General features: G+C 73.0%; 29 protein-coding genes and 1 pseudogene. 14 read left to right on the top strand and 16 right to left on the bottom strand.

Annotated features, from left to right (window positions below):
- The first annotated feature begins 2 nt into the window (after positions 1 to 2).
- Positions 3 to 314 (top strand): DMT family transporter, encoded by a 312-nt coding sequence (locus ACRAKH_RS33445; protein WP_380724123.1) that lies wholly within the window; start codon positions 3 to 5, stop codon positions 312 to 314.
- On the opposite strand, the gene ACRAKH_RS33440 is transcribed toward ACRAKH_RS33445, so the two are convergent.
- On the bottom strand, positions 301 to 1,296 hold the full coding sequence (locus tag ACRAKH_RS33440) for a LacI family DNA-binding transcriptional regulator (protein WP_380724124.1): 996 nt from the start codon (positions 1,294 to 1,296) through the stop codon (positions 301 to 303). The two genes, ACRAKH_RS33445 and ACRAKH_RS33440, sit on opposite strands and share 14 nt — an antisense overlap.
- Positions 1,297 to 1,440: 144 nt before the next feature.
- Here ACRAKH_RS33440 and ACRAKH_RS33435 point away from each other — a divergent pair.
- The 10 genes and pseudogenes from ACRAKH_RS33435 to iolD form a co-directional block, all read left to right on the top strand.
- Positions 1,441 to 1,788: pseudogene (locus ACRAKH_RS33435) on the top strand (Gfo/Idh/MocA family protein); the annotation flags it as partial.
- Positions 1,765 to 2,451, top strand: coding sequence for a Gfo/Idh/MocA family protein (locus tag ACRAKH_RS33430; RefSeq protein ID WP_380724136.1), 687 nt, complete (start codon positions 1,765 to 1,767; stop codon positions 2,449 to 2,451). The pseudogene ACRAKH_RS33435 and the gene ACRAKH_RS33430, both read left to right, overlap by 24 nt.
- A complete protein-coding gene (locus tag ACRAKH_RS33425; RefSeq protein WP_447009518.1) occupies positions 2,448 to 3,308 on the top strand; it encodes a TIM barrel protein in 861 nt (286 codons plus the stop codon). Before ACRAKH_RS33430 ends, ACRAKH_RS33425 begins: the two co-directional genes overlap by 4 nt.
- A 23-nt stretch (positions 3,309 to 3,331) precedes the next feature.
- Positions 3,332 to 4,357 carry a sugar ABC transporter substrate-binding protein gene (locus ACRAKH_RS33420; protein WP_380724125.1) on the top strand — a complete coding sequence of 342 codons (1,026 nt, stop codon included), beginning with the start codon at positions 3,332 to 3,334 and terminating at the stop codon, positions 4,355 to 4,357.
- Positions 4,358 to 4,368: 11 nt separating this feature from the next.
- Entirely contained in the window at positions 4,369 to 5,445 is a 1,077-nt protein-coding gene (locus tag ACRAKH_RS33415) for an ABC transporter permease (RefSeq protein WP_380724126.1), read from the top strand.
- Entirely contained in the window at positions 5,442 to 6,221 is a 780-nt protein-coding gene (locus ACRAKH_RS33410; RefSeq protein WP_380724127.1) for an ATP-binding cassette domain-containing protein, read from the top strand. Before ACRAKH_RS33415 ends, ACRAKH_RS33410 begins: the two co-directional genes overlap by 4 nt.
- The gene (gene iolC, locus ACRAKH_RS33405; protein ID WP_380724128.1) at positions 6,218 to 7,177 is read left to right on the top strand and encodes a 5-dehydro-2-deoxygluconokinase; all 960 of its coding nucleotides are present in this window, start codon (positions 6,218 to 6,220) and stop codon (positions 7,175 to 7,177) included. The genes ACRAKH_RS33410 and iolC overlap by 4 nt, the downstream gene beginning before the upstream one ends.
- A gap of 14 nt (positions 7,178 to 7,191) precedes the next feature.
- Complete coding sequence (locus ACRAKH_RS33400) at positions 7,192 to 8,091, top strand: Cgl0159 family (beta/alpha)8-fold protein (RefSeq protein ID WP_447009993.1); 900 nt, start codon at positions 7,192 to 7,194, stop codon at positions 8,089 to 8,091.
- Positions 8,088 to 8,969, top strand: coding sequence for a 5-deoxy-glucuronate isomerase (gene iolB / locus ACRAKH_RS33395; RefSeq protein ID WP_380724130.1), 882 nt, complete (start codon positions 8,088 to 8,090; stop codon positions 8,967 to 8,969). Before ACRAKH_RS33400 ends, iolB begins: the two co-directional genes overlap by 4 nt.
- On the top strand, positions 8,966 to 10,813 hold the full coding sequence (iolD, locus tag ACRAKH_RS33390; RefSeq protein WP_380724131.1) for a 3D-(3,5/4)-trihydroxycyclohexane-1,2-dione acylhydrolase (decyclizing): 1,848 nt from the start codon (positions 8,966 to 8,968) through the stop codon (positions 10,811 to 10,813). The genes iolB and iolD overlap by 4 nt, the downstream gene beginning before the upstream one ends.
- Before the next feature lie 15 nt (positions 10,814 to 10,828).
- On the opposite strand, the gene ACRAKH_RS33385 is transcribed toward iolD, so the two are convergent.
- Entirely contained in the window at positions 10,829 to 11,707 is an 879-nt protein-coding gene (locus ACRAKH_RS33385; RefSeq protein WP_447009517.1) for a hypothetical protein, read from the bottom strand.
- Positions 11,708 to 11,763: 56 nt separating this feature from the next.
- Positions 11,764 to 12,378: a Crp/Fnr family transcriptional regulator gene (locus ACRAKH_RS33380; protein WP_380724133.1), complete on the bottom strand. Its 615-nt coding sequence runs from the start codon at positions 12,376 to 12,378 to the stop codon at positions 11,764 to 11,766.
- A gap of 422 nt (positions 12,379 to 12,800) precedes the next feature.
- Between ACRAKH_RS33380 and ACRAKH_RS33375 the strand changes: the two genes are divergently transcribed.
- The gene (locus ACRAKH_RS33375) at positions 12,801 to 13,859 is read left to right on the top strand and encodes an NADH:flavin oxidoreductase/NADH oxidase (protein ID WP_447009992.1); all 1,059 of its coding nucleotides are present in this window, start codon (positions 12,801 to 12,803) and stop codon (positions 13,857 to 13,859) included.
- Between the two features lie 69 nt (positions 13,860 to 13,928).
- On the opposite strand, the gene ACRAKH_RS33370 is transcribed toward ACRAKH_RS33375, so the two are convergent.
- Positions 13,929 to 14,114, bottom strand: a complete 186-nt coding sequence (locus tag ACRAKH_RS33370; RefSeq protein ID WP_073886125.1) for a DUF3073 domain-containing protein — start codon at positions 14,112 to 14,114, stop codon at positions 13,929 to 13,931.
- Between the two features lie 162 nt (positions 14,115 to 14,276).
- Between ACRAKH_RS33370 and ACRAKH_RS33365 the strand changes: the two genes are divergently transcribed.
- Positions 14,277 to 15,158, top strand: a complete 882-nt coding sequence (locus ACRAKH_RS33365; RefSeq protein WP_380724135.1) for a hypothetical protein — start codon at positions 14,277 to 14,279, stop codon at positions 15,156 to 15,158.
- Here the strand turns inward: ACRAKH_RS33365 and ACRAKH_RS33360 are convergent.
- The 5 genes from ACRAKH_RS33360 to ACRAKH_RS33340 all read right to left on the bottom strand — a co-directional run bounded on the left by ACRAKH_RS33360 (position 15,111) and on the right by ACRAKH_RS33340 (position 19,511).
- Positions 15,111 to 16,307, bottom strand: coding sequence for an MFS transporter (locus ACRAKH_RS33360; RefSeq protein ID WP_447009516.1), 1,197 nt, complete (start codon positions 16,305 to 16,307; stop codon positions 15,111 to 15,113). The genes ACRAKH_RS33365 and ACRAKH_RS33360 overlap by 48 nt on opposite strands.
- Before the next feature lie 74 nt (positions 16,308 to 16,381).
- Positions 16,382 to 16,963, bottom strand: coding sequence for an RsiG family protein (locus ACRAKH_RS33355; protein WP_380729069.1), 582 nt, complete (start codon positions 16,961 to 16,963; stop codon positions 16,382 to 16,384).
- Positions 16,964 to 17,023: 60 nt separating this feature from the next.
- Positions 17,024 to 17,872 carry a BKACE family enzyme gene (locus ACRAKH_RS33350; protein ID WP_380729070.1) on the bottom strand — a complete coding sequence of 283 codons (849 nt, stop codon included), beginning with the start codon at positions 17,870 to 17,872 and terminating at the stop codon, positions 17,024 to 17,026.
- A gap of 101 nt (positions 17,873 to 17,973) precedes the next feature.
- Positions 17,974 to 19,098: a CAF17-like 4Fe-4S cluster assembly/insertion protein YgfZ gene (gene ygfZ / locus ACRAKH_RS33345; protein ID WP_380729072.1), complete on the bottom strand. Its 1,125-nt coding sequence runs from the start codon at positions 19,096 to 19,098 to the stop codon at positions 17,974 to 17,976.
- The gene (locus ACRAKH_RS33340) at positions 19,062 to 19,511 is read right to left on the bottom strand and encodes a Fur family transcriptional regulator (RefSeq protein WP_447009515.1); all 450 of its coding nucleotides are present in this window, start codon (positions 19,509 to 19,511) and stop codon (positions 19,062 to 19,064) included. Before ACRAKH_RS33340 ends, ygfZ begins: the two co-directional genes overlap by 37 nt.
- Before the next feature lie 34 nt (positions 19,512 to 19,545).
- On the opposite strand from ACRAKH_RS33340, the gene ACRAKH_RS33335 reads away from it, so the two are divergent.
- Positions 19,546 to 20,388 (top strand): aminodeoxychorismate lyase, encoded by an 843-nt coding sequence (locus ACRAKH_RS33335; RefSeq protein ID WP_380729074.1) that lies wholly within the window; start codon positions 19,546 to 19,548, stop codon positions 20,386 to 20,388.
- Positions 20,389 to 20,518: 130 nt separating this feature from the next.
- Here ACRAKH_RS33335 and ACRAKH_RS33330 read toward each other — a convergent pair whose 3' ends face one another.
- From ACRAKH_RS33330 to ACRAKH_RS33300, 7 genes are all read right to left on the bottom strand, one after another.
- Positions 20,519 to 21,397, bottom strand: a complete 879-nt coding sequence (locus tag ACRAKH_RS33330; RefSeq protein ID WP_447009514.1) for a 5-oxoprolinase subunit C family protein — start codon at positions 21,395 to 21,397, stop codon at positions 20,519 to 20,521.
- On the bottom strand, positions 21,394 to 21,999 hold the full coding sequence (gene pxpB / locus ACRAKH_RS33325) for a 5-oxoprolinase subunit PxpB (RefSeq protein ID WP_380729078.1): 606 nt from the start codon (positions 21,997 to 21,999) through the stop codon (positions 21,394 to 21,396). Before pxpB ends, ACRAKH_RS33330 begins: the two co-directional genes overlap by 4 nt.
- A 243-nt stretch (positions 22,000 to 22,242) precedes the next feature.
- Positions 22,243 to 22,878, bottom strand: a complete 636-nt coding sequence (locus tag ACRAKH_RS33320) for an FABP family protein (protein ID WP_380729081.1) — start codon at positions 22,876 to 22,878, stop codon at positions 22,243 to 22,245.
- A gap of 201 nt (positions 22,879 to 23,079) precedes the next feature.
- Positions 23,080 to 23,382, bottom strand: a complete 303-nt coding sequence (locus ACRAKH_RS33315; protein WP_380729082.1) for a DUF1416 domain-containing protein — start codon at positions 23,380 to 23,382, stop codon at positions 23,080 to 23,082.
- A 1-nt stretch (position 23,383) separates the two neighbouring features.
- Positions 23,384 to 24,229 (bottom strand): sulfurtransferase, encoded by an 846-nt coding sequence (locus tag ACRAKH_RS33310; RefSeq protein WP_447009185.1) that lies wholly within the window; start codon positions 24,227 to 24,229, stop codon positions 23,384 to 23,386.
- A gap of 24 nt (positions 24,230 to 24,253) precedes the next feature.
- Complete coding sequence (locus ACRAKH_RS33305; protein ID WP_380728133.1) at positions 24,254 to 24,706, bottom strand: DUF4395 domain-containing protein; 453 nt, start codon at positions 24,704 to 24,706, stop codon at positions 24,254 to 24,256.
- 105 nt (positions 24,707 to 24,811) lie between these two features.
- On the bottom strand, positions 24,812 to 24,889 hold the full coding sequence (locus ACRAKH_RS33300; protein ID WP_360462167.1) for a putative leader peptide: 78 nt from the start codon (positions 24,887 to 24,889) through the stop codon (positions 24,812 to 24,814).
- Positions 24,890 to 24,921: the final 32 nt, after the last annotated feature.

Here is a 24,921-nt window from a genome sequence, read left to right as displayed (position 1 = left end):
CCGTGGCCTGGTTGCTCCTGGTCGGCGCGGCCCTGCTGGAGGTCGTGTGGGCCACCGCGCTGGGCCGGTCCGACGGCTTCACCCGCCTGTGGCCGACGGTCGTCGGGGTGACGGCGGCGGTGGTCAGCTTCGTGCTGCTCACGATGGCGATGCGCGACCTGCCCGTCGGCACGACGTACGCGGTGTGGGTGGGCCTCGGCACGGTGGGCGTGGTGCTCGTGGGCGTCCTCGCGCTGGGCGAGAGCGCGTCACCGCTGCGGCTCGCGTGCCTGGCCCTGATCGTGGTCGGCGTCGTGGGGCTCAAGCTCGCGTGACCACCGGGGCGGTGGTGGAGCGGACCACCAGCGACGGGTGCAGGAGGTGGCGGACGGGTTCCTCCCGTTCGCCGCGCACCCGTTGCAGGAGCGCTTCGGCGGCGAGCCGGCCGAACTCGTTGCGCGGCTGGTCGATCGTGGTCAGCGAGACGTGCCGCAGCGCCGCCAGCGAGGTGTTGTCGTAGCCGACCACCGAGACGTCCCGCGGCACGCGGAACCCGGCCTCCTCCAAGGCGGAGATCGCGCCGACCGCGTTGAAGTCGTTGCACGAGATGATCGCGGTCGGCATGTCGCCCAGCAGCGACCGCACCGCCCGCGCGCCGGCCGCGTCCGTGTACTCGCTGCCCACCACCCGCGGCACGAGGCCGTGGGACGCCATCGCGGTCAGGTACCCGCGCCGCCGGGGCGCGGCCTGCGTGCCCTCGCCGCCGTCGAGGTGCGCGATCCGCCGGTGCCCCAACGACACCAGGTGGTCGACGGCCAGCGCGATGCCGCGCTCGCCGTCGTCGTTCACGGTGTCCACAGTGGCCAGTCGGGACGACCGCGCCACCAGCACCACCGCCGTCTGGTCCGCGGCCTGGCCGATGTCCGCCGCCGGGACCACGGGCGACAGCAGCGCCAACCCGGCCGGCCGGAACGACAGCAGGCTCCGCAGCGCCCGCCGCTCCCGGGCCGGGCTGCGCCCACCGGTGTTGATGATCAGGTCGAAGCCCTCGGCGTTCGCGACGGCGTCGAGCCCGTCCACGACCTCGGCGAAGAACGCGTTGTGCAGGTCGGACACCATCACGCCGAGCACGTGGGACGTCCGGCTGGCCAGTGAGCGGGCCATGGCGTGCGGCGAGTAGCCCAGCTCCTCGGCGGCCTTCAGCACGGCGGCCCGCCGCTGGTCGCTCACCTTCGGTGATCCGCGCATCACCAGCGATACCAGCGCGCGGGACACGCCGGCCCGCGCCGCGACGTCCTCCATCGTGGGCCTGGCCATCCGGATCTCCCCTCTCCCGGGCCGCGCCGGACGTCACGGGCGGACAACGCGCTCTTGACACCACTGTGACGGACGCTACAGCCTTAGAGCGCTCCAACAAATAGAGCGCTCTAACGATAAAGCGCCTCTACCAGGACGGAGACCAGCGGGATGCGCATCGGAGTTGCCGGAGTCGGCCGCATCGGCACCATGCACGCCACCAACCTGGCCACCCTCGACGAGGTCGACGAGGTGCTGCTGTTCGACCCGGTGCCCGGACGCGCGGCGCAGGCGTCCGCCGGCCTCCCCGGCAGCCGGAGCGTGGACGACCTCGACGCGCTGCTCACCCACAGCGACGGCGTCCTGCTCGCCACGCCGACCACCACGCACCCCGACCTGCTGCGCGCCGCTGTCGCGGCCGGCGTGCCGACGCTGTGCGAGAAGCCCATCGCGAGCCACCTCGACGAGATGCGCGCCCTGGTGGACGACGTGGAGGCGTCCGGCGTGGAGGTGCTGGTCGGGTTCCAGCGCCGGTTCGACCCGGCCGTGTCCGCCCTGCACCGGCGCGTCCGGGCGGGCGAGGTGGGCGACGTCTACCTGGTCCGGGCGCTCGGCAACGACGCCCGGCCGCCCGACTTCGGCTACCTGCCCCAGTCCGGCGGCATCTTCCGCGACCTGCTGATCCACGACCTCGACGCCGTGCCGTGGCTGGTCGGCGAGCCGGTGGTGGAGGTGTACGCGTCGGGTTCGGTGCTGGTGGACCCCGCGTTCGCCGCCGCCGACGACGTCGACAACGCCGTGGTGCTGCTGAAGTTCGCGGGCGGCGCCCACGCCACGCTGTCCGGCGGCCGGCACGACCCGCTCGGCTACGACCACCGCATCGAGGTGCTGGGCAGCCGCGACTCGCTGGTCGTCGGCCTCGACCCGCGCACGCCGCTGACGTCGCTGGAACCGGACGGGCCGAAGGCCGCCGCCGACGCCTACCCCGGCTTCGCCGAGCGCTTCCACCGCGCGTACGTCAACGAGGTCGCCGTGTTCACGCAGGTCGTGGCGGGCACGGTGGCGAACCCGTCGCCGGCGCGGGAGAGTTTGATCAGCCTGCGGCTCGCCGAGGCCTGCGAGGAGTCACGGCGTTCCGGTGCTCCTGTTCGGATCGAGACGGAGGTGGCCGCGTGAAGATCGCCGGTGCGCCGATCTCCTGGGGCGTCTGCGAGGTCCCGGGGTGGGGCAGGGTGCTCGACCCGGGGACCGTCCTGAACGACATGGCGGCGCTCGGGTTGCGGGCTACCGAACTCGGTCCGCCCGACTACCTGCCGTCCGATCCGGACGCCCTCAAGGCCCTCCTCGACGAGCACGGCCTCGCGCTCGTCGGCGGTTTCCTCGCCGTGCCGCTGCACACCGGCGACAAGTCCACTGTGGACGAAGCGGACCGGGTGGCCGCCCTGCTCGCCGCGGCGGGCGCGGAGGTCCTGGTGCTGGCCGCCGCGACCGGCCTCGACGGCTACGACGAACGTCCCGCGCTCACCGACGACGAGTGGCGCACCCTGATCGACACGGCCGCGCTCGTCCGCGACCGGGCCGCGGGGCACGGCCTGCGCACCGTCCTCCACCCGCACGTCGGCACGCACGTCGAGCGCACCGCCGAGGTCGAGCGGTTCCTCGCCGACTCCGACCTGCCGCTCTGCCTGGACACCGGCCACCTCCTCATCGGCGGCACGGACCCGGTCGACCTGGCCCGCCGCTTCCCCGAGCGGATCGGGCACGTGCACCTGAAGGACGTGCGGGCGGACGTCGCGGCCACCGTGCGCGCCGGGGACCTCGGCTACACGGCCGCCGTGCAGCAGCGCATGTACGTGCCGCTGGGCGACGGCGACGTGGACGTGGCGGCCCTGGTGGCGTTCCTGCGGGACGCGGGCTACACCGGCTGGTACGTCCTGGAGCAGGACACGGCGCTCGGTGACGACAGCCCGCTGGACACCCCGGTGCGGGACACCGCGCGCAGCCTCGCGCACCTCACCCAGTTCACCGCCTAGCGAAAACCCAGCGAGGAGAGACGATGACGTCCACTCGAAAGGCCCTGCGCGCCACGGGCCCGGCCCGGCTCGGACCGGTCCGGCTCGGACTGGCGCTGACCGGGCTCGCGCTGCTCGCCGCGTGCAGCGGTCCCGGCGCGGACACCACCACCGCCACCACGGACACCGGCGCCGCCCAGGCCCCGACCGGCGACCTGCGCGTCGCCGTCATCTCCCACGGCACGGCGGGCGACGCGTTCTGGAACGTGGTGAAGAACGGCGCCACGGACGCGGGCAAGCAGCTCGGCGTGACGGTCGACTACAACTCCGACGGCGACCCCGGCCGCCAGTCGACGCTGATCGACAACGCGGTGTCGCAGAAGGTCGGCGGGATCGTGGTGTCGATGGCGAACCCGGACGCGCTGAAGACGTCGATCGAGAACGCGGTCAAGGCGGGCATCCCGGTCATCACGATCAACTCGGGCTCGGACAAGAGCGCGTCGTTCGGCGCGATGGCGCACGTCGGCCAGGAGGAGAGCGTCGCGGGCGAGGAAGCGGGCCGCAAGCTCAAGGAAGCGGGCAAGACCAAGCTGCTGTGCGTGATCCACGAGGCGGGCAACGTCGGCCTCAACCAGCGCTGCGACGGCGCGCGCACCGGGTTCGGCGGCACCGTCACCAACCTCCAGGTGGACATCAACAACCCGACCGACGTGGAGTCCCGGATCAAGGGCGCGTTGCAGACCGACCCGTCGATGGACGCGGTGCTCGCGCTGAACCCCCAGGTCGCGGTGTCCTCGGTGAACGCGGTCAAGGGCGCGGCGGCGAAGGCGTCGGTGGCGACGTTCGACCTCAACGCGGACGTGACGGCCGCGATCAAGGCCGGTGACGTGCTGTTCGCCGTGGACCAGCAGCAGTACGAGCAGGGCTACCTGCCGATCGTGATGCTGAAGCTGTACCGCGACAACGCGAACACCGTCGGGGGCGGCAAGCCCGTCCTCACCGGACCCGGTTTCGTCGACAAGTCCAATGTGGACAAGGTGGCCGAGTACGCCGCCCGCGGCACCCGCTGAGGAGGACGGCGGTGACTCCAGCGCCCGGCACCCCGGCACCCGAAGCCCCAGCGTCCGCGACCGCGCCGCCGGACGAGCGGGTCGGCTCGCCGCGCCCGCTCGACCGGCTGGTCGTCCGACCCGAGATCGGCTCGCTGCTCGGCGCCCTGCTGGTGTTCGTGTTCTTCTCGGTGGCGACCGAGCGGTTCCTGAGCACCGGCGGGGTGGCGACCTGGCTGGACGACGCGTCCACGCTCGGCATCATGGCGGTCGCGGTGGCGCTGCTCATGATCGGCGGCGAGTTCGACCTGTCGGCCGGCGTGATGACCGCGTCGACGGCGCTGGTCACCGCCATCCTCGCCACCCGGCTCGGCTGGAACGTGTGGCTCGCGCTGCTCGTGTCGCTGGCGTTCGCGCTGGCGGTCGGCGCGCTGAACGGGTGGCTGGTGATGCGCACCGGGCTGCCCAGCTTCATCGTGACGCTGGGGACGTTCCTCGCGCTGCAGGGCCTCAACCTCGGCGTGACGCGGCTCGTCACCGGGACCGTGCAGGTGTCCGGGATGCGGTCCGCGGACGGCTACTCGTCGGCCGGGTACCTGTTCGCCTCGACGTTCACCATCGGCGGCACGTCGTTCTTCGTGTCGATCCTGTGGTGGGTCGTGGTCACGGTGGTCGCGGCGACCGTGCTGGTGCGCACGCGGTTCGGCAACTGGATCTTCGCGGTGGGCGGCGCGGCGGTGTCGTCGCGGGCGGTCGGTGTGCCCGTGGTGCGGACCAAGGTGCTGCTGTTCATGACGACGGCCGGCGCGGCGTGGCTGGTCGGGTCGATCAACATCCTGCGGTTCACGAGCGTGCAGGCCAACCAGGGCATCGGGCTGGAGTTCCAGTACATCATCGCGGCCGTCATCGGCGGGTGCCTGCTGACCGGCGGGTTCGGCTCGGCGGTCGGGGCGGCGATCGGCGCGCTGATCTTCGGCATGGCCCGGCAGGGCATCGTCTACGCGAACTGGAACTCCGACTGGTTCCAGCTGTTCCTCGGCGTGATGCTGCTGGCGGCCGTGCTCGTCAACAACGCGCTGCGGCGGCGGGCGGAGAGGGTGCGGCGATGAGTTCACTCCTCGAGGTGCGCGGGGTCGGCAAGAAGTACGGCAGCGTGATCGCCCTGCGGGACGTGTCGACGGTCGTCAACGCGGGCGAGGTGACGTGCGTGCTCGGCGACAACGGCGCCGGCAAGTCCACGTTGATCAAGGTGCTGGCCGGGGTGCACCAGCACGACGAGGGCGAGTTCCTGGTCAACGGCGCGCCGGTCCGGTTCTCGTCGCCGCGCGAGGCCCTCGACGAGGGCATCGCCACCGTCTACCAGGACCTGGCCGTGGTGCCGCTGATGAGCGTGTGGCGGAACTTCTTCCTCGGCTCGGAGCCGACGGTCGGGTTCGGGCCGTTCCGGTTCCTGGACCGGCGGCGCGGCCGCGAGGTGACGCGCTCGGCGCTGGCCGGCATGGGCATCGACCTGCGGGACGTGGAGCAGCCGGTCGGCACGCTGTCCGGCGGCGAGCGGCAGTGCGTGGCGATCGCGCGGGCCGTGCACTTCGGCGCGAAGGTGCTGATCCTGGACGAGCCGACGGCCGCGCTGGGCGTGAAGCAGGCCGGCGTGGTGCTGAAGTACGTGGCGCAGGCCCGCGACCGCGGGCTCGGCGTCGTGCTGATCACGCACAACCCGCACCACGCGTACCCGGTCGGCGACCGGTTCCTCCTGCTCAAGCGGGGCCGGGCGCTGGGGACGTACGACAAGTCCGGCATCACGCTGGAGGAGCTGACCAGGCAGATGGCCGGCGGCGCCGAGCTGGACGCCCTGGCGCACGAGCTGCGCGGTGTGGACGGATGACAGCCGAGGGGTTCGACACCGACGTGCCCGCCGTGGAGGTGTTGGCGGTCGGCCGGGTCGGGGTGGACCTCTACCCCGAGCAGAGCGGCGTGCCGCTGGCCGAGGTGCGCACGTTCGCGAAGTCCCTCGGCGGCACGGCGACGAACGTGGCCGTGGCGGCGGCCCGGCTCGGCCGGCGGGCGGCGGTGCTGACCAAGGTCGGCCCGGACGGGTTCGGGCCGTACGTGCGCTCGGCGCTGGAGTCGTTCGGGGTGTCGTCGCGGTTCGTCGGCACCGCGCCGGACCTCCAGACCCCCGTGGTGTTCTGCGCGCTCGACCCGCCGGAGGACCCGCCGCTCCTGTTCTACCGCGCTCCCCTTGCGCCCGACCTGTCGCTGACGGACGACGACGTGCCGTGGGACCTGGTGACGACCGTGCCGCTGCTGTGGGTGACCGGGACGGGCGTCTCGGCGTCACCGGCCCGGGAGACCCAGCGCCGCGTCCTGGAACGCCGGGCACGGCGGACGCACACCGTCCTCGACCTCGACCACCGGCCGATGTTCTGGCCGGACGTGCCGACCGCGCGCCGGGAGATCGGTTGGATGCTCGACCACGTCACGGTCGCCGTGGGCAACCGGGCCGAGGTGGAGGTGGCGGTCGGCACGGCCGACCCGGACGCGGCCGCCGCCCGCCTGCTGGCGCGCGGCGTGGAGCTGGCGGTGGTGAAGAAGGGCGCCGAGGGCGTCCTGTTCGCGACGGCCGCCGGCTCGTGGACCGTGCCGCCGCACCCGGTGGACGTGGTCTGCGGCCTCGGCGCGGGTGACGCGTTCGGCGGCGCCCTGGCCCACGGCCTGCTGGCCGGCTGGGAGCCCGAGCGCACCGCCCGCTACGCCAACGTCGCCGGCGCCCTGGTCGCGGGCCGGCTGGCGTGCGCCGACGCCATGCCCACCCCGAGCGAGATCGAGGACCGCCTGTGACGTCGCCGCCGAGGGTGATCACGGACGAGCGGTGGTCGGCGCTGCTGGACACCAGGGCGACCGACCCGTCCGCCGTCCGCCGCGCGTACCAGGCCCGCGAGCGCCGGACCCGGCTGCTGTCCGAGCAGGGCACCCTGTTCCTGGTGGCGGCCGACCACCCGGCCCGCGGCGCGCTGGGCGTCGGCAGCGACCCGCTGGCCATGGCCGACCGCCGGTCCCTGCTGGACCGGCTGCTCACGGCGCTCGCGAACCCGGCGGTGGACGGGGTGCTCGGCACGCCGGACGTGATCGAGGAGCTGCTGCTGCTCGACGGCCTGCACGGGAAGGTCGTCATCGGCTCGATGAACCGCGGCGGCCTGGTCGGCGCGGACTGGGAGATCGACGACCGGTTCACCGCCTACGACCCCACCGCGATCGCGGGCAGCGGCCTGGACGGCGGCAAGATGCTGCTCCGGCTGGTGGACTCCGACCCCGGCACCGTGCCCACGTTGGAGAGCTGCGCGGCGGCCGTGTCGGCGCTGGCCGAGCGCGGCCTGATGGCGATGGTCGAGCCGCTGCCGTACGCGCGGGACGAGGCGGGCGACTTGGTGCTGCGCAAGGACGCCGCCGCGATGGCGCGGGCCGGGAGCGTCGCGGCCGGCCTCGGCGTGACGTCGGCGTTCACGTGGCTGAAGCTGCCGCCGTCGTCGGACGAGGTGCTGGACGCGACGACGTTGCCGGCGCTGGTGCTGGGCGGCGTGCCGTCCGCGCGGCTGAGCGACGACCTGGCGTCGTGGGGCCGGTCCCTGCGCCACCCGACCGTGCGGGGCCTGGTCGTGGGCCGGGCCCTGCTCTACCCGCCGGACGGCGACGTCGCCGCCGCGGTCGAGGCCGCCGCCGAGGTGCTGCGCGCGGCGAAGGGGGTTGAGGCATGAGCTGGCACCGGCCGCTGGGCACGTTGTCGCACGGGGAGAACGCCGTCGAGCTGACGCCCGACGCGGCGGGGTGGGAGTACGCGGGGTTGCGCGTGGTCCTCCTGCACGCCGGCGGGGAGGCGACGTTCGACACCGGCGAGCACGAGGCGTTCGTGCTGCCGCTGTCGGGCGGGTGCGCGGTCGAGGTCGACGGGGAGCGGTTCGAGCTGGCGGGCCGGGACTCCGTGTTCACCCGCGTGACCGACTTCGCGTACGTGCCGCGGGACGCGCGCGTGCGCTTGTCCACAAAGGACGGTGTCGAGGTGGCGCTGCCGACGGCCCGGTGCGAGCGCAGGCTGACGCCCAGGTACGGCCCGGCGGAGGACGTCCCGGTCGAGGTCAGGGGCGCGGGCAACGCCACCCGCCAGGTCACCAACTTCGGCGTGCCGGGCGTCTGGGACCACGCCGACCGGCTCATCGCGTGCGAGCTGATCACCCCGGACGGCAACTGGTCGTCCTACCCGCCGCACAAGCACGACCACACGTGCGACGTCGTCAACGAGGAGGTCTACTACTTCCGCATCGCCGGCCGCGACCAGGTCACGCCGTCGCGGGAGGGCTTCGGCCTGCACCGCACCTACACCGACGACGGCGAGGTCGACGAGGACGTGGTGGTCCGCGACGGCGACGTCTTCCTGATCCCCCGCGGCTACCACGGCCCGTGCGTCGCGGCGCCCGGCTACCCCATGTACTACCTGAACGTGCTGGCCGGGCCCGGTGACGAGCGGTCGATGGCGTTCTGCGACGACCCCGCGCACACCTGGGTCCGGGACACCTGGCCGGGGCAGCGGCTCGACCCGCGCTGTCCCGTCACGACCGCCGGAGGACGGGTGGGATGAGGCTCACGACGGCGCAGGCGCTGGTCCGCTGGCTGCTCGCGCAACGCACCGAACTGCCCGACGGCGCCGAGGGGCCGCTGTTCCCCGGCGTGTTCGCGATCTTCGGCCACGGCAACGTCCTCGGCCTCGGCAACGCGCTCGAAGAGGCGCGGGAGGAGCTGCCGGTCTGGCGCGGCCACAACGAGCAGGGCATGGCGCTGGCCGCGGTCGGCATCGCCAAGGCCACCCACCGCCGCCAGGTCGGCGTCGCCACGTCGTCCATCGGTCCGGGCGCGCTGAACATGGTCACCGCCGCCGGAGTCGCGCACGCCAACCGGCTGCCGCTGCTCCTGCTGCCCGGCGACACGTTCGCCAACCGCGCGCCCGACCCGGTGTTGCAGCAGGTCGAGCACTTCGGCGACCCGACGACGACGGTCAACGACGCGTTCCGGGCGGTCAGCCGGTACTTCGACCGGATCACCCGGCCCGAGCAGCTGCTCAACACCCTGCCGCAGGTGACGCGCGTGCTCACCGACCCGGCCGACTGCGGACCGGCGGTGCTCGCGCTGCCGCAGGACGTGCAGGCCGAGTCGTTCGACTTCCCCGAGGCGCTGTTCGCCCCGGTGGTCCACCGCCCGACGCGTCCCCGCCCGGACACCCGCGCCCTCGCGTCGGCCGCCGACGTCCTCCGCGGGGCCCGCAGGCCGTTGCTGGTCCTCGGCGGCGGCGTCCGGTACTCCCGCGCCGCCGGCCGCGCGATCCGCTTCGCCGAGCGGCACGCGATCCCGGTCACCGAGACGACGGCGGGCCGCACGCTCGTCCCGCACGACCACCCGCTGCACGCCGGGCCGCTCGGCATCACCGGCTCCACCTCGGCGAACGCCATGGCCGCCGAGGCCGACGTGGTGCTGGCCGTCGGCACCCGCCTGCAGGACTTCACCACGGCGTCGTGGACGGTGTTCGCGCCGGGCGTCCGGCTCGTCTCGCTCAACGCCGCCCGGTTCGACGCCGTCAAGCACGGCGCGCTGTCGGTGGTCGCGGACGCCGACGAGGGCCTGCGCGAGCTGACCGACGAGCTGGGCGCGTGGCGGGCCGGCGAGGCGTGGGCCGCGCGGGCGGCGGAGGAACGGGCGAAGTGGGACGGGTACGTCGACGGGCTGCGCGCGCCATCGGGCACGCCGACGTACGCGCAGGTGGTGGGCGCGGTCAACGACCTGTCCGGGTCGGCCGACTACGTGCTCACGGCGTCGGGCGGACTGCCGGGCGAGCTGATCGGCGGCTGGCGCGCGGTCGGCGAGGCGACCATGGACGTCGAGTACGGCTTCTCGTGCATGGGCTACGAGCTGGCCGGCGCGTGGGGCGCGGCGATCGCCCGGCCGGACGGCGTGGTGACCTCGCTGCTCGGCGACGGTTCCTACCTGATGCTGAACTCCGAGCTGTTCTCGGCGGCGTTCGCCGGGCACGGCTTCGTGGCGGTGGTGTGCGACAACGACGGCTACGCCGTCATCCACCGGTTGCAGACCGGCCAGGGCGGCGCCGGGTTCAACAACCTGTACGACGACGTGCGGACCGCGCACGCCCGACCGCCGCGCACCGATTTCGCCGCGCACGCCGCCGCGATGGGATGCGCGGCGTTCCCGGTGGACGACCTGGGCGGTTTTCGCGACGCCTACCGCAAAGCCCGCGAGGTGGCGAAGACCGAACACCGCCCGGCCGTGGTCGTGATTCGCACTCACCCGTCCGCGTGGACCGACGCGGGCGCGTGGTGGGAAGTCGGCGTGCCGGAAGTCGCGCACCGCCCCGGAATCACGGCCGCGCACGACGACGTGGCCGCCGGTAAAGCGAAGCAGATCCGCTATCTCTGACGGCGCCTCGGGTTTTCAGCCCTTGGCGTCCGGGTCGCGGTGGTGGACCGGGCCGTAGTGTGAACCGCGCTGGTCGTTGCGGTCGAAGTTCTGGATCATCCCGGCGTTCTGGGTCGTCACGCGGGCGTTGCGCCCGGCCTGGACCACGGTCGACGCGCCGGTCGCCACCGCGTGCTGGTTCACCGTCGACGGCCCGCGGTCGACCGGCGCGGCGGGCACCGCGGCCGGCGCCTCCGCGAGCGACGCGGCCGGCACGTCGGCGGGTGCGTCGTCCAGCACCAGCGCGTGCACGTCGCCGCCGGGGAGCCACATCCACGCGTGGCCGTGGAACGCCTTCACCCGCACCTCGACGCGCCGGAAGTCCTCCACCCGCAGCGTGGTGTACCCGGCCGCGACCAGCGACGTGAACACCAGGTCGGACAGCACCACGACCAGGTCGGCGTTTGGCGACTGCTCCAGCGCCGCGTGCGCGGGCTCGCTGTTGAGCAGCCTGCTGACCAGCACGGCGTCCTGGCCGGGGACGCCGTTCGCGCCCTCGACGGTGGTGCCGAAGTGGATCGCCATCCGCAGCCGGAGGCGGGCGTGCGGCAGCCGGTACTCGTTGGTCGCGGCCAGCTCGGCGTTCAGCGCCCGCACGTACCGGTCCACGACGTCGTTCTCGCGCGTGGCGGGCGGCAGCACGGCCCACTCCTCGTCGCCCTTGGCCTGCCGCCGCCAGGCGGAGCGGTCCAGGCCGGCGGCCTCGCCCGCCCGGTCGAGGCTGCGCACCAGCTGGTCCTGCAGGTCGCGCTGGAGCCGGTCGTCGGCCGACCCGTAGCTCCTCAGGTCACAACACACCAGCAGACCGCGCTGGAAGCTCATGGGTTCGGCCTTTCGACGGATGGGGAACCGCACACAGTCACTGTGGAGTACGACATCGGCGCGAAAACCGCAGAACGGCGGTCTCGCGCTCAGAACCCCGCGAATTTGCGCAGATTCGCCAGATCGGGCACCAGCACGTCACGCCTCAGGTGACTGACCACCACCCCCGCTTTGCGCAGATCGGAGAACGCCTTCTCGGCCGTTCTGGGCTTCATCCCGGCGATCGAGGCGAGTTCCACCTTGGTCAGGGGAATTCCCAACGTCCAGCCGTGGGCCTCTTCGCGCCCGTACGTCTGCACCAATTCGGCCAGCACCCTGGCCACCCGTTCGGCCGCCGGGTGGGACAGGAAATCCCGCCGGCGCTGGTTCGCCCAGCGCAGCCGGTCGTTGATCATCCCTATCAATTCGACGAACACGTCGTTGCGCCGGTGCAGGAAGCCCATCAGCTCACCGCTCGTGATGAGCTTCGCGACCACGTCGCCGCACGTCACGACGGTGGCGGAGCGCGGCTTCTGGTCCAGCGCCGCCATCTCGCCGACGAGGTCGCCCGCGACCCGGATCGCGAGCAGCGCCGTGTCGCCGGTTTCGTCGGTCGTCTGCACCTTGACCACGCCGTCGAGCAGGAGTAGGACGTGAGTGTCCTTCGCATCCTGTTCTATGACCTCGCGGTCGGCCGCGTACCGCACGACCGTGCCGATGTTCAACAGCTCTTGTCGGGTGTTGTCTCGGAGTCGACCCAGGAGGCTGTTGCTGGGCCACCCTGGATCCGGGGTCATCGTGGACGGCATGGGCAGCATGTGGATCCTGTTACTGTCGTGGCCGGCGGGAACTTCCCATGAGCCGACCGGCATCGGGCGGCAAGTGATGGTCTCCCCGAACGTGCTGCGGACAGTACACCCGAATGGGCGTAACTGGGGCCCACTTGTTCGGCGTTTTGCGCACCGCCTCCCCACTGAAGATCACGTGCGAATGCGCGCGCAATACCGAATCGAATGGAATTCCCCAGCTCCCGCGACGTGGGACGGGTCTCGACGGGGAACAAGCGGTCCGGTCCGGGCCTTGAACCCGGTGACCCGACCGGGGTCTCGCAGACGTACCCGAACACACCGAGGAGACCTGTGTGAGCATGCTGTTCACCCCGCTGGACCTCCGCGCCGTCACCCTGCCCAACCGCATCGCGGTCAGCCCGATGTGCCAGTACTCCGCGCGGGACGGCCACCCGGACGAGTGGCACCTCGTGCACCTCGGCTCGCGCGCGGTCGGCGGCGCGGGCCTCGTGCTCACCGAGGCGACCGCCGTGCAGGCCGTCGGCCGCATCTCGCCCGAGGACACGGGCCTGTGGGACGACGCCCACGTCGCGTCGTGGCGGCCGATCGTGGACTTCATCCACGCCCGCGGCGCCGTCGCCGGCGTCCAGCTCGCCCACGCCGGCCGCAAGGCGTCGACCTACGCGCCGTTCGCCTCGCGCAGCGGCGGGGTCGCGGACGCCGACGGCGGCTGGACGCCCGTCGCGCCGAGCGCCGAGGCGTTCCACGAGAGCTACCGGACGCCGGTCGAGCTGGACGTCGAGGGCATCGCGGGGGTCGTCGCCGACTTCGCCGCCGCGGCGAGGCGCGCGGTCGAGGCCGGGTTCCGGGTGGTCGAGGTCCACGCGGCGCACGGCTACCTCCTGCACGAGTTCCTCTCGCCGCTCAGCAACCACCGCGCCGACGCCTACGGCGGCTCCCTGGAGAACCGCACCCGGCTGGCCCGCGAGGTCACCGCCGCCGTCCGCGAAGCCGTCGGCGAGGACGTGCCGGTGTTCGTGCGCATCTCCGCGACCGACTGGGTCGAGGGCGGCTGGACGCCTGAGGACAGCGTCGTGCTCGCGCGCGACCTCGCCGACGCGGGTGCGGACCTGATCGACGTGTCCACCGGCGGCAACGTGCCCGCGGCGGACATCCCGGTCGGCCCCGGCTACCAGGTGCCGTTCGCCGAGACCGTGCGACGGAAGGCCGACGTGCCCACCGGGGCCGTCGGCATGATCACCGACGCCCGGCAGGCAGAACAACTCCTCGCCGACGGCTCAGCCGACCTGGTGCTGCTGGGGCGGGCGTCGCTGCGCGACCCCTACTGGCCGTTGCACGCGGCACGGCAGTTGGGGGTGCAGGTCAACCCGCCTCAGCAGTACGCCAGGGCGTTGTAGGGCCCGCTGCAAAGGTTGGGCTGCCGGTGGTGAAACCGGCAGCCCAACCTCAGCAGCGGGTGTGATTCGTCAGCGACGGTAGTCGTCGTAATCGTCGTCCGACGGGTCGTCGAAGCGTTCTTCGCTCCGGCGACCAGCAGCGGACTCGCCGCCGGACAGCTCGCGTTGCAAGGCGTCGACGTCGATGTTGTGAGAGCTGTATTTGAGCTCCCGCGCCACCTTGGTCTGCTTGGCCTTCGCTCGGCCGCGCCCCATGGCTCGACCCCCTCGCACAGGGACGGGGGCGGCCGGGGGAACGGCGGCCCCACTCGTCTCGACAACTAGTTCCTGGTAACTACCGTACCGTGTCGAAGGGGTTCCCCGCGACGCGGTAGGCGTGACACGTGCCGCCAAATCTCAGCATGGGAGGATGCGCGGGTGCCTCGACCGTTCGTCGCCTACCTCAGGGTGTACGAACCGCTGTCGGCTCTTGACGCACCGTTGGCCGATCAGGTGCGAAAAGCCCTGGACAACGGGGTGTTGAGCCGTGCGGACGTCGGCGAGCGCGAACGGGAGCTGTGGTTGCGATCACAGCTGGCCCGGCCGCCTCGCCTCCTGCCCGGTGAGCGGTCGGACGGCAGCGTCGCACCCGACGCGCCGTTCGACGTGATGACCATCAGCCCCGCCGAGGTCCCGGGCGAGGTGGGCCCCGGCCCCCTGGTGTGCCCGCTGGACCTCCGAGCCCGCTCGGCCGCCGCCCTGGTCGGCTTCCTCGCCACGTCCACCGGACCCCTGCGGGACGAGGCCGTGTCCGTGGAGGCCGAGGCGATCCGCTCCCGCGCGTCGGCGGTGATGGCGGAGCTGACCGGCGGGGCGGTGCACGTCATCTCGACCACGTGGACGGTGCCGCTGCCGTGGTTCGCCCTGGTCGAGCCGGAGGCCCGGCGGATCGTGCTGGCGCCGCGGGAGGACCCGGAGCGCCAGGTGTCCTGGCGGGTGTCCATGGCGGACGCCCGGCAGCGCGTGGCGCGGGCGCACCGCGTGGTGTCCGCGTCCCTGGGCGAGGCGGGCCCGGCGAAGGTGCTCGCCGACACCGGCCGCTGGCTCGACCACTTCGCGCCGGGCTCGGCGGTGGAGCTGGACTACGGCGGTCTCGTGCAGCTCATCGACGACCAGGACCTCCTCGAGGACAGCTCGGCGGCGGACGTCAACGCGATCGTGGACGCCCTCGAAGCCGGTGACGCCGAGGAGGTCGCGGTCCGGTACGAGCGGCTACGGGAGTTCTGGGGCGAGCTGGCGCGCCGCGAACGGCACGGCTAGCAGCACGCGGGCGCCCGCGGCCGCCGCGGCGGCCAGGAGCAGGGCGGCGGGCCAGCCGACGCCCACCGCGACCCACCCGGCCAGCGGCGGCGTGACGGTGGCGCTCAGGTAGTTGGCCGTGTTCTGCATGCCGAGCGCGATCCCGGTCCGGCCGGGCGGGGCGAGCTCGCCGGCGGCCGTGATCGCGACCCCGTTCCAGCACAGCGCCAGGGCCGCCGTCGGCACGAGCACCGCCGCGAGCAGCCACACCGGCGCCCGGTCCAGGGCCGCGCAGAGCGCGAACCCGACCGCGACCAGCACGCTCAGCGCCTTCAGCGGCTGGACCCGGGTGGCCGACCGGTCCGACCACACCCCGACCGCGAGCCGGCCGAACCCGCCCGCGACCTGGGCGGCGGCGAACAGCCCGGCCGCCACGCCGACCGCGACGCCGCGGTGGTCGTGCAGGAGTTCCACCATCAGCGCGGCGGCGGTGAACTGCGGCACGACCAGCAAGCCGCTCGCCGCGCTCAGCCGGACCAGGTCCCGGTCCTTCAGCACGACCCCGTGCCGACCGCTGCCGGAGCGCACGGCCCACGGCGGCTCCCTGATCCACAGCGCCACGGCGAGCGCGACGAACCCCGTGAAGCCCGCCAGCGCCAGGAACGCCACCGGCACCCCGGCCCGCAGCGCGACCACCGGCAGCACCACGGCGGCCAGCGCCGCGCCCAGCGGGGTGGCGGTCTGCCGCAGGCCCATCGCGAACCCGCGGCGCTCGGCCGGGAACCAGGTCAGGACGGCCCGGCCGCCGGCCGCGTTCACGCTCGCCCCGAACAGCCCCACGCCGACCAGCGCCACCCCGGCGACCACGGCCCCGTCGAACGCGGCCAGGGCCAGGCAGAGGGCGGCGCCGACCCCGCCGATGGTCATGACCAGCCGCTCGCCGTGCCGGTCCGCCGCCGCGCCCCAGGCGACGAGGGTGAGCATCGTGCCGAGGTTCACCGCGCCGAGCAGCAGCCCCACCTGCGGCAGCGACAGCCCGAAGTGCTCGCGCAGCTGCGGGGTGATCGCGGGCAGGCCGAGGAACACCGCGGCGTTGGCGCCCTGCGCGACCGCGCCGACCGCGAGCACCACCCACCGGTACCTCGGCGGCGCGGATGCGTCTTGTGCCATCAACCGGCCACGCTAGGCGGCCGGTTCAGATCATGGGACTGTGATCCCAGATCCTGGTACGCCGTCGGGGCGGGCTACTCCTTGGTGCGGCCGGGGTTGGTCGGCCAGCCCCGCTCCGCCGCCAGCAGCTCGTCCACCGAGGCGCTGCCGCTCTGGTACCGGCCGGCGATCTCCGCGTTCAGGAAGTCGACCACGGCCTGCACCTCGCGCCGCCGCGCGGAGACCGAGGCCTCCTCGCCGATGAACACCCGCAGCGCCAAGGTCAGCTTGTCGTCCGAGAGCGCGCTCACGTCCGACAGGTCGACGTCCGACACGAGCGCCTCGACGTGCCGCCGGTGCGCTTCCGCCCGGGACGGCTCCTGCGTCTGGTACCGGCCCAGGCCGGTGGCCGGCCCGACGGCGTTCGACGCCAGGATGGTGGCCAGCTGGTCCACCACCGCCGAGCCGCCCGACGTCCGCCGCTCCTGCTCCGCCCGCACGATGTCGATCCGCGCGTGCAGGAGTCTCCGGAGGTAGGACAGGTCGGTCTCCTCCTGCGCCGCCTCGTCGCGCAACGCGCGCACCTCGGCGAGCGGGAGCCGCTCGACCCCCTCGGTGTAGTCGGGAGCGAGCACCCGGTCGATACGTCGGCGCCCGCCAGGACGCACCTCGATCACGTACTCATCCTGCGGTAGTTCGTGTCCACCCGCCAACACAAACCTGCTTCCAAAGTTGTCTCAAACCTGTACCGGACTGCGCACGCCCAGCAGGGCACGCGCGTCCGCGGGCGACAGCGGCGGTCGTTGGGCGATCTTCGCCAACCCCGCCGCACGTGCGACCAGCTGCGCGTTGTCCCGGACCGGCTGGCCCTTCGCGTACGTGATGGTGTCCTCCATGCCCACCCGCAGGTGGCCGCCGGCGGCCAGCGCCGTCAGCATCACCGGCAACGTGGTCCGCCCGATGCCCGTCGCCGAGAACGACGCGCCGTCCGGCAGCAGCCGCAAGGCCGCCACCAGCGTCTCCGCGTCGCCCGGCATCCCGCCCGGCACGCCCATGACCAGGTCGACGTGCACCTTGCCGCCCGCGGGCAGCCCGTGCTGGTCCAGCAGCCGCCGCAACGACGCCAGCTGGCCGATGTCGAAGATCTCGTACTCGGGGACGATGCCCCGCTCCTGCATCCCCTTGTGCAGCGCGACGACGAACTCCCAGCGGTTCAGGAAGACGTCGTCGCCGAAGTTCACCGTGCCCATGGTGCAGGACGCCGAGTCGGGCAGGGCGTCGAGCACCCGCAGCCGGTCGGCCTCCGGGTCGGTCACCGCGCCACCCGTGGACAGCTGCACGATCAGGTTCGTGCGCTCCCGCAGGGCCGCGACCGTCTCCTTGAGCAGGCCGAGGTCCAGCGTCGGCCTGGTGTCCGCGCCGCGGATGTGCACGTGGACCATCGCGGCGCCGACCTGCTCGCACGCCTCGGCCGTGCGGACCAGTTCCTCCAAGGTGACCGGCAGCTGGGGGACGTCGGCCTTCGCGTGCTCGGCCCCGGTGGGGGCGACGGTGAGCAGCGTGCCGTGGGATCCGGGTCGGGACATGCCGTGATCCTGGCACAGAACCCGCCCCCGTCACCGCTCCGGCGACCCGTCCGGGGCGCGGAACCGCAGGCAGGGGCGGTCGCCGGTTTTCCGGTCCGGAATCAGCGGCCGAGGTTGCGCGCCGCCTCGCGGCCCAGGCCGGGGGTGTCCGGCGGCACCGAGTCCGGGTCGACGGTCGCCTGCACCCGCCGGTCCTCCGCGCCGACCAGCAGCTCCGTCTCCGGCGACACCGACCGCTTGACCAGCGCCAGCACGATCGTGCCCAGCTCGTGGTGCAGCGCCACGCTGCCGACCCGCCCGACCACCCGGTCGTCGACCAGCACCGGGTCGCCGGTCTCCGGCTGCACCTCGCGCGACCCGTCCAGGTGGAGCAGCAGCATCCGGCGCGGCGGACGGCCCACGTTGTGCACCTTGGACACCGTCTCCTGGCCCCGGTAGCACCCCTTGTCCAGGTGCACCGCGGAACCGATCCAGTTCACCTCGTGCGGGATGGTCTTCTCATCGGTGTCCACGCCGAGCCGCGGCCGCAGGGACTCCACCCGCAGCGCCTCGAACGCCCAGCTCCCCGCCGGACGCGCGCCCGCGCCCGTCAGGTCCTCCCACCACCGCGCGAGACCCGCCCGGGGGACGACCAGGTCCACGGCGTCCTGCCCCGGCCACGGCATGCGGCGCGCGAAGCCGCCCTCCAGCGCGACGACGCCGTGCGGCCCGCCGGGCAGCGGCAGCCCCAGCTTGTCGAACAGCGCGGGCACGTCCGGCCCGACCACGGTCAGCACCGCCAGGTCGGCCGACGCGTCCCGCGGCTCCACCTTCGACCAGAACACCATCCTGGTCAGGTAGGTCAGCAGGTCGGCGGCGCGCGACGACTCCGTGTCGAGGTAGGCGACACCGCCCGTGTTCGCCACCACGGCGTGGTGCTCGACGCGGCCCTGCACGTCGAGGATGAGCATCTCGGTGCCCTGGTCCTCGCCCAGCGCGGTGAAGTGCTGGCTGGTCAGCGAGTGCAGCCAGGTCAGCCGGTCGTCGCCGGCCACCGCGATGACGGCCCGGTGCGAGCGGTCGAACACGGCCACCGACCGGGCCGCCGCGCGCTGCTCCGCGAACGGGTCGCCGAAGTGCCACGGCACGCCCTGGTCGGGAGCGCCCTCGAACGGCGCGATCGCACCCGGTGCGGTCAACAGCGGAGAATTCACTCGGACTCCTTCTGGGCACTTCCGGCCAGGCATTCGCGGCACGTGCCGGACAGCGCGAGGTGGCTCGCATCCAGTTCGAACCCGTACTGCCCCCGCAGTGTTCCCCCGAGTGGCGAGAGCAGCTCGCACGGCACCTCGTCCATCCGCCCGCACCGGTGGCACACCAGGTGCACGTGCTCGTGCTCGTCCACCGAGTACGTCGGCGCGCCGTGCCCGAGGTGCGTGTGCCGGACCAGGCCGAGCCGGTCCAGCAGGTCGAGCGTGCGGTAGACCGTGGTGATGTTGACCGTGGGGGCCGTGACCTGCACGCGTTGGCAGATCTGCTCCGGTGTCGCGTGCCCCAGCTCGCGCACGGCGTCCAGCACGAGCTGGCGCTGGGGTGTCATCCGCATGCCCCGTTCGTGCAGTGTCTGGCGAAGGGCCTGCGGCGCGCGGGCGGTGTCCACGAATCCGATGGTAGGCCGTGAGTAGGCTCGCGGTATGCGCGTGCTCGCACTACTCGACGGAACCCTGGCCGACCCCGACGCGCCGCTGATCCGGGTCGACGACCTCGGGCTCGTGCGCGGCGACGGCGTCTTCGAGACGATCCTGGTCGTCGACGGCAAGCCCCGTGAGCTGGGCCCCCACCTCGACCGGCTGGCCCGTTCCGCGGCGATGCTCGACCTGCCCGAACCGGACCGGGCCGCGTTCGAGCGGGCCTGCTCCCTGGTGCTGGGCAACTGGACCGGCGGCGCGGAGGTCGCGCTGAAGCTCGTCTACACGCGTGGCGTCGAAGGCGGTGACGGCGCGCCCACCGGCTTCGCCCTGGGCATGGACATCTCGCCCAAGGTGCTGGCCCAGCGCGCCGAGGGCATCGCCGCCGTCACGCTGGACCGGGGCATCGAGCCCGGCCTCGCCGACCGGGCGCCGTGGCTGCTGCTCGGCGCGAAGTCGCTGTCGTACGCGGTCAACATGGCGGCGCTGCGCGAAGCCGAGCGGCGCGGCGCGGCAGAGGTCGTGTTCACCACGTCGTCCGGCTCCGTGCTGGAAGGCCCGACGTCCACGCTGGTCATGGCCCGCGGCCGCACCCTCACCACGCCGCCCGCCACCCTGGGCATCCTGCCCGGCACCACGCAGGCCGCCCTGTTCAACGCCGCCAAGCGCGCCGGCTGGACCACCGAGGTCCGCCCGGTCGCCGTGGAGGAGCTGTACTCGGCGGACGGCGTGTTCCTGGTGTCGAGCGTCCGCAAGGTCACCCGCGTGCACACGCTGGACGACAAGACCCTGCCGGACTCGACCGACCTGCACACCCGACTGGCGGAGCTGTACGAGTCGGAGTACTGAATCTGATCGCGCCGCCTCCGGCGTCGCGGCTCGGTCGCCCGGGAGACCGACGCGACCCTGCCTTTGGCCGCTGCTCCGCAGACGGCGGCTCGGTCGCCCGAACGACTGGGTCTAGACCAATCGCGTCCGTTCAGCCCTGCGGCGAGAACCGCAACCGGGTGCCCGGCCTGGCCTGCCCGAGCAGCGGGAGCGCGTGCGCCGGCACCACGCCGATCACCGGGTAGCCGCCGGTCGTGGGGTGGTCGGCGAGGAAGACGACCGGCAGGCCGTCCGCCGGGACCTGCACCGCGCCCGTGACCAGGCCCTCGCTGGGCAGCTCGCGGCCGACCCGGCGCGGCGTGCGGCCGAGCGCGGTGCCGGTGAGCCGGATGCCGACCCGGTTGCCGCGGTCGGACACCGTCCACCGGCCCGCCCGGAGCTGGTCGGCCGGGCAGTCGAACCAGTCGTCGCGCGGACCCAGGACGACCGGCACGTCCAGCTCGTCCGGCACCCGCAGGGGCGCCAGGACGTCCACGCCCACCGGCACCCCGGTCGGGTCGCCGAGCGGCACCTCGTCGCCGGGGCGCAGCGGCGCGGGGCCGAGGCCGGACAGCAGGTCGGTGGACCGGCTGCCCAGCTCGGGTGGGACGGCGACGCCGCCGGACACGGCGACGTACGACCGGAGGCCGGTCCGCGGCGTGCCCACGGTGAGGGTGTCGCCGGGCGCGAGGTGCAACGGCGAGTCGCGCGCCACGCCGTTGACCAGGACCGCGGTCGACGGGCCGGTCACCGCGACCGTGCAGGAGGCGTTGGCGCGCAGCACCAGGCCGCCGAGCAGGACTTCGAGGCAGGCGGCGTCCTCGGCGTTGCCGACCAGGCGGTTGGCGAGCCTGAGCGACGGCGGGTCCAGCGCGCCGGAGGGCGGGACGCCCAGGTGCGCGTGCCCCGGTCGGCCCAGGTCCTGGACCAGCGCTTGCGGCCCGGTGCTCAGGATCGTGACCGTGCGGGGGCGAAGGGCGCGCGCCGTCATCGGGTCGCCTCGAACCGGACGCGCTGGCCGGGGGCGAGCAGGGCCGGCGGGTCGCGGCGCGGGTCGAACAGCGGCGCGTCCGTGCGGCCGATCAACCGCCACCCACCGGGCGTGGCCAGCGGGTAGGCGGCGGTGAACTCGCCCGCGACGGCCACCGACCCCGCCGGGACCTTGGTGCGCGGCGAGTCGAGGCGCGGCTGGCGCAGCGGTTCGGGCAGGCCGGTCAGGTAGGCGAAGCCGGGGGCGAACCCGCAGAACGCGACCTGGTACGTCGTGCCGGAGTGCAACGCGACCACCTCGGCCGTTGTGAGACCCGCGGTCTCGGCGACCAGGTCCAGGTCCGGCCCGTCGTAGCGGACCGGCAGCACCACCTCGGTCGACGGCGCCTCGACGCGCCGGCCGGGCTCGACCGCGTCGAGAACCCTCCGCACCGCCTCGATGCCTCCGGCCCTGGTCACGACCAGGACCGTGCGGGCGGCCGGCACCAACTCGACGACCTCGGGCAACCGCGCCGCAGCCACCGCGGCGCGCACGGCCTCCACCTCGTCGAGCGACCCAACCTCGACGAGCACCGCGTCAGCCCCACACCGCCGCAACCGCATAACAACAGCCTAAAGGAGGATTGTTGAACAATCCAACCCAACCCCGAACCAATCGTCAACCACGCCCCGAGAGGCCGCGCCAACTACCACTCGGCCGGCGACCACACGCCGCGAGGCCGCGTCGGTCGTTCGCGACTCATTCGCCGGCGATCACGCTTTTCGATCGTCGGCGAATCAGGCGTGAGCGGCCGACTTCCGGGCGGCCGAGCCGCCGTCTGCGGAGCAGCGGCCATTCAACACAGCTCAGCCCACGTACCTCTGCAGGTGGGCTGACGTGTGGGGCTGGAGGGGCTGGCCGACCATGGCCCGCTCCTCCACGTACGCCAGGTCGCCGTTGTTCACGATGCCGTACAGCCGCTGGGCCGCGGTGACGTCCTTGGCGGTCGCCGTGCGGATCACCGCGTCGGTCCCGAACTCCCAGGACGTCTGCGTGCGCGGCTTGCCGTAGTACAGCTCCACGATCCCGGTGTTGTGCGTGATCAGCACCTCGATCGTGTCGTCCGCCTGCGGGCGCCAGAAGCCGGTCTCCCGCGCCGCCTGGCGGATCACCGCGCCCTTCTCGTCCAGCAGCCAGGACCGGGCCTCGTAGTAGAGGAACGGCCGGCCGTCGTGCGCGAACGTGATCTGCTGCCCGTACCGGTACGGGCCGTCGATCGTCGGGTACACGACCTCGCCCTCGCCGCGCCACACGCCGACGAGCGGCAGCAGCGCGAGGCACGCGTCGTGCAGGGAGGGGCCGGAGCGCAGGTTCGCCGTGTCCGCCGGGATCGGCAGGTCGTCGAACTGCGGCAGGTTGCGCGCGCCCGTCACCGACGCGCGCGAAGCGGCGGCCCGGACGGCCGCGTCACCACTGCCCGGAACGGGCCCGTTGTCGCTCACCGCTGGTCGGAGTACAGCCGGTACACGACGTACCCGGCGAACCACACGACCAGCAGGGACACGAGGACCAGCAATCCTGTGAAGAAGTGTTCCACCCGCCCAGTTTAGGCACCTGCCCCGCAAAGCCGCCGACCCCGGTGGCGAACGCCACCGGGGTCGGCGAGAGGTAGCGCCGGGACGGACCCGTGCGCTCCCCTGGTCTCAGGCCACCGCGACCTCGACCGGGTGGACGCCCGGCCCTTCCGCGTTGACCGACGCCTGCCCGTTGCCGGACCGGTGCAGGGCGCGGATCGTCCAGGTGCCGGGCGCGGCGAAGAAGCGGAAGTCGCCGTCCGAGGAGGACACGACCTCGGCGGTGAACTCGCCGGACGAGTCGAGCAGGCGCACGAACGCGCCACCGACCGGAGCACCCTCCGAGCGGACCTTGCCGGTCAGCACGACCTCGTTCGCGCCGACCTGGATGTCAACGCCCTGCTGGGGCGCGCCGCAGCCGTCCAGGCTCATGTCAGGCCTCCTTGCCGGTGCCGAGCTCGACGGGGACGCCGATGAGCGAGCCGTACTCGGTCCAGGAACCGTCGTAGTTCTTGACGTCCTCGTGGCCGAGGAGCTCGTGCAGGGCGAACCAGGTGTGGGAGGAGCGCTCGCCGATGCGGCAGTAGGCGATGGTCTTGCGGGAACCGTCGAAGCCGGCCTCGCCGTAGATCTCGGCGAGTTCCTCGTTGGACTTGAAGGTGCCGTCCTCGTTGGCGGCCTTGCTCCACGGCACGTTGATCGCGCTGGGGATGTGGCCGGCGCGCTGCGCCTGCTCCTGGGGGAGGTGGGCGGGGGCGAGGAGCTTGCCGGAGAACTCGTCGGGGGAGCGGACGTCGACGAGGTTCTTGTTGCCGATGGAGTCGACGACCTCGTCGCGGAAGGCGCGGATGGCGAGGTTCTGCTCCTGGGCGGTGTAGGTGGTCTCGGGGCGGACCACGACCTCCTTGTCCAGGGGGCGGCCGTCGAGTTCCCACTTCTTGCGGCCGCCGTCGAGGAGCTTGACGGACTGGTGGCCGTAGAGCTTGAAGTACCAGTAGGCGTAGGCGGCGAACCAGTTGTTGTTGCCGCCGTAGAGGACGACGGTGTCGTCGTTGGCGATGCCGCGCGAGGAGAGCAGCTTCTCGAAACCGGCCCGGTCGACGAAGTCGCGGCGGACGGGGTCCTGGAGGTCCTTCTTCCAGTCGATCTTCACCGCGCCCGGGATGTGACCCCCGTCGTAGGCGGTGGTGTCCTCGTCCACCTCCACGAACACCACGCCGGGCGTGGTGAGGTTCTCCTCGGACCAAGCGGCCGAGACCAGGACGTCTTCACGGCTCATCGAGCTGCTCCCATTTCTTCGTTCTTACTGCGACGGTGTCGACTGGGGTCGGGCGAGCGCGGGCGCGTAGCGGCGCAGGAGCAGGAACATCTCGCAACCGAGGCACAGGCCGAGCGCGGCGTTGAGCAGCGCGGCGACCAGTGCCGCGGCGGTCGCGGCGACTCCCAGCGCGGTGAGGCCGGTGGCGTAGCCCACCGTGCCGACCAGCGCGAAGACGAACCCGACGCCCTGCGCGAACCGCAGCGGGGCGGCTTCCTCGCGTTCGGTGGTCGGGGTGAGCCTCGGCTGGACGGCGAACCGGTAGACGTGGCCCCACGGGTTGAGCTTCAGCGAGATGAACGCGCACATGCCGAACAGCACGGTCTGCGCGGCGAGCAGCCGCCACGACCCGGTCAGCAGCACGACCGCGAGGATCGCGGTGGTGATCCAGGCGCTGAATCGCGGACCACGCGGGTCCACGGGGACATCTTTCGGCACGGCGACCTCCTGACGTTGGACAAGACTGGGCAGTCCGTCTTCAGGCGGTGTTAGGGGCAAGCGCACACGTCCGTCAAGGGCGTGCGGTCTGCCAGGGCCGCCCGGTCAGCGCGCCGCGCGACACAGGCTGCTGCGCACGCGGCACAGGTCCACCGCGAGTCGCTTGGTCAGCAGCGTGGTCATGCGGTCGAGGGTAGCCGTTCATCCCTTCTGTC

Source organism: Saccharothrix hoggarensis (assembly GCF_052936025.1).
The sequence above is the reverse complement of the archived record's forward strand: the minus strand, read 5'-3'. Positions and strand labels throughout refer to the sequence as shown.

Coding starts and splice junctions, on each gene's coding strand:
- ACRAKH_RS33440 (WP_380724124.1), bottom strand. CDS start 1,296: ATGGCCAGGCCCACGATGGAGGACGTCGCGGCGCGGGCCGGCGTGTCC.
- ACRAKH_RS33420 (WP_380724125.1), top strand. CDS start 3,332: ATGACGTCCACTCGAAAGGCCCTGCGCGCCACGGGCCCGGCCCGGCTC.
- ACRAKH_RS33410 (WP_380724127.1), top strand. CDS start 5,442: ATGAGTTCACTCCTCGAGGTGCGCGGGGTCGGCAAGAAGTACGGCAGC.
- iolC (WP_380724128.1), top strand. CDS start 6,218: ATGACAGCCGAGGGGTTCGACACCGACGTGCCCGCCGTGGAGGTGTTG.
- iolB (WP_380724130.1), top strand. CDS start 8,088: ATGAGCTGGCACCGGCCGCTGGGCACGTTGTCGCACGGGGAGAACGCC.
- iolD (WP_380724131.1), top strand. CDS start 8,966: ATGAGGCTCACGACGGCGCAGGCGCTGGTCCGCTGGCTGCTCGCGCAA.
- ACRAKH_RS33375 (WP_447009992.1), top strand. CDS start 12,801: ATGCTGTTCACCCCGCTGGACCTCCGCGCCGTCACCCTGCCCAACCGC.
- ACRAKH_RS33370 (WP_073886125.1), bottom strand. CDS start 14,114: ATGGGGCGCGGCCGAGCGAAGGCCAAGCAGACCAAGGTGGCGCGGGAG.
- ACRAKH_RS33360 (WP_447009516.1), bottom strand. CDS start 16,307: ATGGCACAAGACGCATCCGCGCCGCCGAGGTACCGGTGGGTGGTGCTC.
- ACRAKH_RS33350 (WP_380729070.1), bottom strand. CDS start 17,872: ATGTCCCGACCCGGATCCCACGGCACGCTGCTCACCGTCGCCCCCACC.
- ygfZ (WP_380729072.1), bottom strand. CDS start 19,098: ATGCCTGGCCGGAAGTGCCCAGAAGGAGTCCGAGTGAATTCTCCGCTG.
- ACRAKH_RS33335 (WP_380729074.1), top strand. CDS start 19,546: ATGCGCGTGCTCGCACTACTCGACGGAACCCTGGCCGACCCCGACGCG.
- ACRAKH_RS33330 (WP_447009514.1), bottom strand. CDS start 21,397: ATGACGGCGCGCGCCCTTCGCCCCCGCACGGTCACGATCCTGAGCACC.
- pxpB (WP_380729078.1), bottom strand. CDS start 21,999: ATGCGGTTGCGGCGGTGTGGGGCTGACGCGGTGCTCGTCGAGGTTGGG.
- ACRAKH_RS33315 (WP_380729082.1), bottom strand. CDS start 23,382: ATGAGCCTGGACGGCTGCGGCGCGCCCCAGCAGGGCGTTGACATCCAG.
- ACRAKH_RS33310 (WP_447009185.1), bottom strand. CDS start 24,229: ATGAGCCGTGAAGACGTCCTGGTCTCGGCCGCTTGGTCCGAGGAGAAC.
- ACRAKH_RS33300 (WP_360462167.1), bottom strand. CDS start 24,889: ATGACCACGCTGCTGACCAAGCGACTCGCGGTGGACCTGTGCCGCGTG.